The sequence below is a fragment of the Pseudoalteromonas sp. genome (assembly GCF_041629635.1).
Taxonomy (GTDB): Bacteria; Pseudomonadota; Gammaproteobacteria; order Enterobacterales; family Alteromonadaceae; genus Pseudoalteromonas.
This window is the reverse complement of the sequence record NZ_JBFKMX010000184.1, coordinates 1-5,497: the sequence shown is the minus strand read 5'-3', so window position 1 is coordinate 5,497 and position 5,497 is coordinate 1. Positions and strand designations below refer to the sequence as shown.

Here is a 5,497-nt window from a genome sequence, read left to right as displayed (position 1 = left end):
TATCCGGGCTTGTATCTGCGCTGATATTGCTCTTTTTTGTCATTGCCGGAGAATATATTTTGAGCGCAATGGCGATTCCATTGTCGGCATTTCAAATCGCAGGAGGCATAGTGCTTTTTTTGTTCGCGCTTTCAATGATTTTTGGTGAAAGTAAACCCGAAGAAGAAGTGCGATTAGTTGAGCAATATCATGAAACCGCCATCTTCCCGCTCGCCGTGCCCTCAATTGCCGGTCCCGGTGCTATGTTGGCAGCAGTCCTTGCGACTGAAAATGCACGGGTTGAACTATGGCAACAAGCCCAAGTTGCAGGCGTCATGTTGGCTGTGGTCTTCTTAGCGTTTTTATTAATGCTGATGGCTGGCAAAATTCAAAAGCTTATTGGTAATGCGGGCGCTATCGTAATTAGTAAGGTAATGGGGTTAATTTTAACCGCTGTTGCAATTACCAACGTACTAACAGGATTTAAAAGTTACTTCAACTTATAAAAAAAGCGCGTGTTAACGCGCTTTCTATTCAATCCAATACGTGCTATTTCAAGGCTACATTAGCAAATACCGCTAACATTAAAATTGGGCAAATAAAACGGATATAGTTTGCAAGCACCTTGTAACCAAGTTTGTTTGATTCGTGTAACTGATTGCCACGCTTCCAAAGCCAGCCTACAACTACAAAATAAAATAACCCCATTAACGGCAGTTGATACTGTGTAAACACCGTAATAACGAGGCCAAATAACCAATCAAAGTTAACAATAATCACACTTGAACAGATGCCTACTATGGCGGTCACCAACCAAGTCGCTGGTTTTCTATCAAAGCCATGATTTTCAACTAAAAATGATACCGGAATTTCAGTCGATGAAATGGTTGAGGTAAGCGAGGCTATCGACATTAAAACAAAAAACACGCACGCCACGGCTAAACCAAAGGCACCTAAGGTAGCAAACAGTTGAGGTAACACGGCGAAAATTAGCTGTCCTTCACCAATCAACTTACCCCCTTGCATAATCTCAACACCCTGCGCTTGTGCTACATAAAGTGCTGGAATAATCAGTAAGCCAGCTAAAAACGCCACACTGGTATCAAGCATTGCAACCGAAATCGACATTTTTGCTACATTGGCATCACGCTTTAAGTAAGAGCCATAGATCATCATACAGCCTACACCCAAAGATAATGAGAAAAATGCCTGCCCCATGGCAGCAATGATTAAATCAGGGTCAGTGACTTTGCTAAAGTCAGGTACAAGGTAGGCTTTAAAGCCATTGCTCGCACCTTCAAGTGTGCCAATGTAAGCAATCAGTACCAGCAATAACACTAATAACACAGGCATTAAACGGCGTGACCACACCTCGATGCCTGACTTAACGCCTTTTAAAATAATACTGGCAGTTAAAATCAGCATCAGTGGAGTAAATATAAAATTACGTAGCAGTGAGTCTGACTTTAAAAAATTAGCAATCTCTGTGAATCCTAAAAGAGTGGCGATGGGCTCGAGTGCAAACGCTAACATCCATCCTGCAACTATGCTGTAAAAGCTCAGCATTACAATGGCTCCAGCTAAGCCAATATACCCGGCAGTTGCCCCCATGCTTTTGCTGGTCGATTGACAGGCGTGTGCTAATGCTTTTACTGGGTTTGCTTGCGCACTGTGGCCAATGTATAACTCAGTAAAAAGCGCAGGCAAAGCCAGTAAAAAAATCACAATGAAATAAACCAATAAAAAGGCGCCACCACCGTGATTTGCCGCTTGTGTTGGAAACCCCCATATATTGCCTAAACCTACGGCTGCCCCTGCTGCCGCCAAGACAAACCCTAAGCGACTTTGAAAGCCATCTCTAATTTGTGCCATATTGAACTCTTATTTTTATTATCTACACCACGACTTATAAAACCAAGCAAGATATACTGCAGCAAATATAACGACTGCGCTTGGCTAAAAGACTAATCTATCGGGTATGGAAACGATTAACAACAAAAAACCACCAAAAACAGGCATCTCGCCTGAGCGCGCGCATTTTAACGCGCAAAAGCCCAAGTCACCAATCAATTTAGTTATAGCCAATAGCCAAGCCCTTAATATTGAACAAATTAACATCGCCTCCATTTTGTCTAATGATGAAATCGCAACGTTAGAAAGGCGAAAGGTTGACACTGCAAAATGCGAGTATTTGGCTTCGCGTTTTTTAATCAAACAACTTACCTGTCAGTTTTATGCATTCGAGCCATCCGAACTCACAACGTTTTTTGACGAATCAAATGCTCGCTTGGTAATTAAGTATCAAAACAACACTTTGCCACTGTCACTTGTGATAAGTCATTCTAAAGGTTGGGTAGCTGTCTATTTAGCAATGGAATCTGAGCGTATCGGTATTGATCTTGAATTTATTTCAGAAAAACGCCCATTTCTAAAGTTAGCCAAACACTTTTATCATGAAGCTGAAATTCGAGAAATTGAAACTGCAAAGCCTATGTCCGATACTTTTTTTAGAATTTGGACCTTAAAAGAGGCCCTCGCCAAAGCCACCGCACTGCCGATTGCCAAGTTATTAGCGCCTAATGTGTATAAAGGTTACGAAAACAACAAGTTGGCTGCATATTGCTGCCAGAGTAACGGTTTTGATTTTTCATTGGCAGCGCCAGTTTCTGTCAAACAGCCACCAGCGCTTATTGAAATTTGCCTTAACGCTGATTTAACAGGCTTCAAGCAAACGGCTGTGAATCGCTTGCACCACGTTGTCTGATTCAGTTTGTTCTACTAAGAAGCATAAATTGTGCTTGCTTGCGCCATGGCAAATTAAGCGAATGTTAAAATCACTCAGCACGCCCATTAAGTTTAATTCACCATGACGTAATTGAATTTCGGAACCAATTAACGCCACCAGCGTTAAGTTATTTTCAACCGTGACATGACAAAACTCGCTGAGTTCATCAAGGCACGCTTGATCCAGTTCCGGGCGAGATGCATTCGGCGCATTATCAAGGGTTAACGCCACACTGATTTCCGATGTGGTAACCAAATCTACGGAGATATTGTATTTCGCTAAAATTGTAAACACACGGGCTAAAAAGCCGCTAGCAAGTAGCATTTCTGGGCTTTTAAGAGTTAATAAAATCTGATTTTTACGCTGGGTTACGGCGCGGATCCCTGCTTGTTCTGACTTTTCTTTTTCAATCCAGGTACCGCCTTGTTCAGGAGCCCTGCTCGAACCAACAAACACACTAATACCGCTTCGACTAGCAGGTAATATAGTTGCAGGGTGAAGTACTTTTGCACCAAAGGTGGCCATTTCAGCCGCTTCATCAAAGCTCAACTTGGCAATTGGCGCCGCTTTTACACATAAACGTGGATCCGTACTAAAAATACCCACAACATCTGTCCAAATATAAACAGCTTTCGCATCAATCGCTTCTGCTAGTAACGCAGCACTGTAATCAGAGCCACCACGGCCTAGGGTTGTTGTTTCACCTTGGCTATTTGCACCGATAAACCCTTGGGTTACGATAATATTATCAGCGAGCAAAGGACACAGTGCCGATTCTGCTAATTCGCGAGTACGTTCAACATTGGGTTCCGCTTTACCAAAATGTGAGTTTGTTGCAAGCACATCACGCACATCAAAGCGTAACGATGTTGCTCCTAAGCTACGTAATACTTGGGTAAATAAATATGAAGATAAACGTTCGCCAAAGCTCAACAACTCATCCGTTGCTCTAGCGTCAAACTCACTTGTCATTGCATGTGCTTTAAATGCTTCAAGGGTTGCTAAAAAGCCATCTGTGATATCTGCATCTAATGTCAGTTTTTCAGTGATGTTGTGCTGAATTGCCACCACGGCATCGATATGCGCTTGGCGTTCTGCTTCACTTAAGGTGTCGTTTGCTAGGCTCACTAAATGATTGGTTACACCTGAACTAGCACTCACCGCAACTAAACGCGTATTAGGGTTTGAAAGTACAATTTCAGCACAGCGCACCATAGCGTCATAGTCTGCAACGCTAGTACCACCAAATTTTGCTACATTGATATTTGAATTAGACACAGTCTCTCCTTTAAATCTTAATAAGGAGAACTTGGCAAGGAACGATATTGATTACATCAGGATAGTCTCTGCCAGAAGCTCTCCACCTATAACAGGTGACAGTCCCGAAGATTCAACTTCTAGAACCGAAGCAAACTGGCCACAAATCCAGATTACTCCTCGGCAGTTAACCCCCTGATAGACCGTCGTCGGGAATGTGCCCTCGAATCTACTACCTGGTTAATGCACCTCTTCTGTGTTTGCAAACTAATTACAGCGCACAAACAAAAAGCCTTCTAAAAAGAAGGCTTTTGAAATTTACCGTTTAGACGTCTAGCTGTCAATCATTAATTAAGAAATAAACAGCCGACCAGATACGATGAGGAATAACCAATCGTGTAGGCAACTAACAAATACAAAAACATGCGCAAGTAGCTTACAAAGGTTAGTTCTTTAATTTTGCTCATTGCAATAATGCCAGCAGCAGAACCGATAATTAGCATCGAGCCACCCACACCGGTTGCATAGGTGAAGGTTAACCACTGACGGGTATCCATAACAATGTCAGCTTTTAAAAGTGCTGCGGTAAGCGGTACGTTATCAACGGCCGCTGACAAAATACCCATAAAGTAATTGGCATACTCAGGTGCAAGCACTTCATAAAGGTGCGTAAACTGATTCAGTATGCCAATTTCTTTCATCGCGCCAACAAGCAGTAATACACCCACAAAGAACAATAAGGTGTCGTACTCAATTTCACGTACATAATCGATGATTTTTTTGTTTACGTCTTTCTTGCGCATTAAAAACTGCGCCACCAAGAACATCATCGACAACCCACATAAAAAGGTCAGCAACGGTGGGATCTTGTACCACACACTAAACATCAACGTGGCAATAATGGTCGAAACAAAAATACAGGCAATGGTAATGTCGGTTTTTTCAATGCGGCGTAATTCGACCTTTTCAAAGGTAATGGTGCCTTTCATGCCCATGCTGAGCATCGCAGCTAAAATAAAAACCGACAAAGCCGCGGGGGCAACTAATAATAACAAGTTCGCAATGGTGACTTTATCTGCAAGGAAGATCATTAAGGTCGTCACATCCCCCGTAATAAGCGATACCCCACCCGAGTTCACTGCAAATACAATAAGCGTGGCATATTTAATGAGCTTTTTAGCATCAAGCTTAAGTGACATCACAACCGCAAGTGATATCAATGTGGCGGTGATGTTGTCAGAAATAGACGAGAAGAAAAATGCAAATGCGCCGATTAAATACATTAAATTGCGCTCACTCATTTCACTTGGTAATACCCTATGCACCAAGCTTTGAATAAACCCTTTGGAGTTTAAATATGCAACAAAGGTCATCGCTGCCATCAAAAACAACCACAAGGTCGCAATTTCTAAAATATTATGATCGAGTTCTTTTTGAACAGATTCTGGGCTTTGCCCATGTAGAGGAGAAATAAAG

5 protein-coding genes and 1 riboswitch are annotated in these 5,497 nt (G+C 42.2%); of the genes, 2 read left to right on the top strand and 3 right to left on the bottom strand.

Features of this window, described 5'->3' with window-relative positions:
* Positions 1-485, top strand: a 485-nt coding sequence (locus ABYD77_RS17370) for a MarC family protein (protein WP_372771353.1), incomplete at its 5' end; no start/stop codon positions are given.
* A gap of 43 nt (positions 486-528) precedes the next feature.
* Here the strand turns inward: ABYD77_RS17370 and ABYD77_RS17365 are convergent.
* Complete coding sequence (locus tag ABYD77_RS17365; RefSeq protein ID WP_372771352.1) at positions 529-1,851, bottom strand: sodium-dependent transporter; 1,323 nt, start codon at positions 1,849-1,851, stop codon at positions 529-531.
* A gap of 106 nt (positions 1,852-1,957) precedes the next feature.
* Between ABYD77_RS17365 and ABYD77_RS17360 the strand changes: the two genes are divergently transcribed.
* Complete coding sequence (locus ABYD77_RS17360; protein WP_372771351.1) at positions 1,958-2,743, top strand: 4'-phosphopantetheinyl transferase superfamily protein; 786 nt, start codon at positions 1,958-1,960, stop codon at positions 2,741-2,743.
* Here the strand turns inward: ABYD77_RS17360 and lysC are convergent.
* Positions 2,693-3,979 carry a lysine-sensitive aspartokinase 3 gene (lysC, locus tag ABYD77_RS17355; protein WP_372771354.1) on the bottom strand — a complete coding sequence of 429 codons (1,287 nt, stop codon included), beginning with the start codon at positions 3,977-3,979 and terminating at the stop codon, positions 2,693-2,695. The two genes, ABYD77_RS17360 and lysC, sit on opposite strands and share 51 nt — an antisense overlap.
* A 130-nt stretch (positions 3,980-4,109) precedes the next feature.
* Positions 4,110-4,283: riboswitch (Lysine riboswitch) on the bottom strand.
* Between the two features lie 85 nt (positions 4,284-4,368).
* Positions 4,369-5,497, bottom strand: a 1,129-nt coding sequence (gene nhaD / locus ABYD77_RS17350) for a sodium:proton antiporter NhaD (RefSeq protein ID WP_372771350.1), incomplete at its 5' end; no start/stop codon positions are given.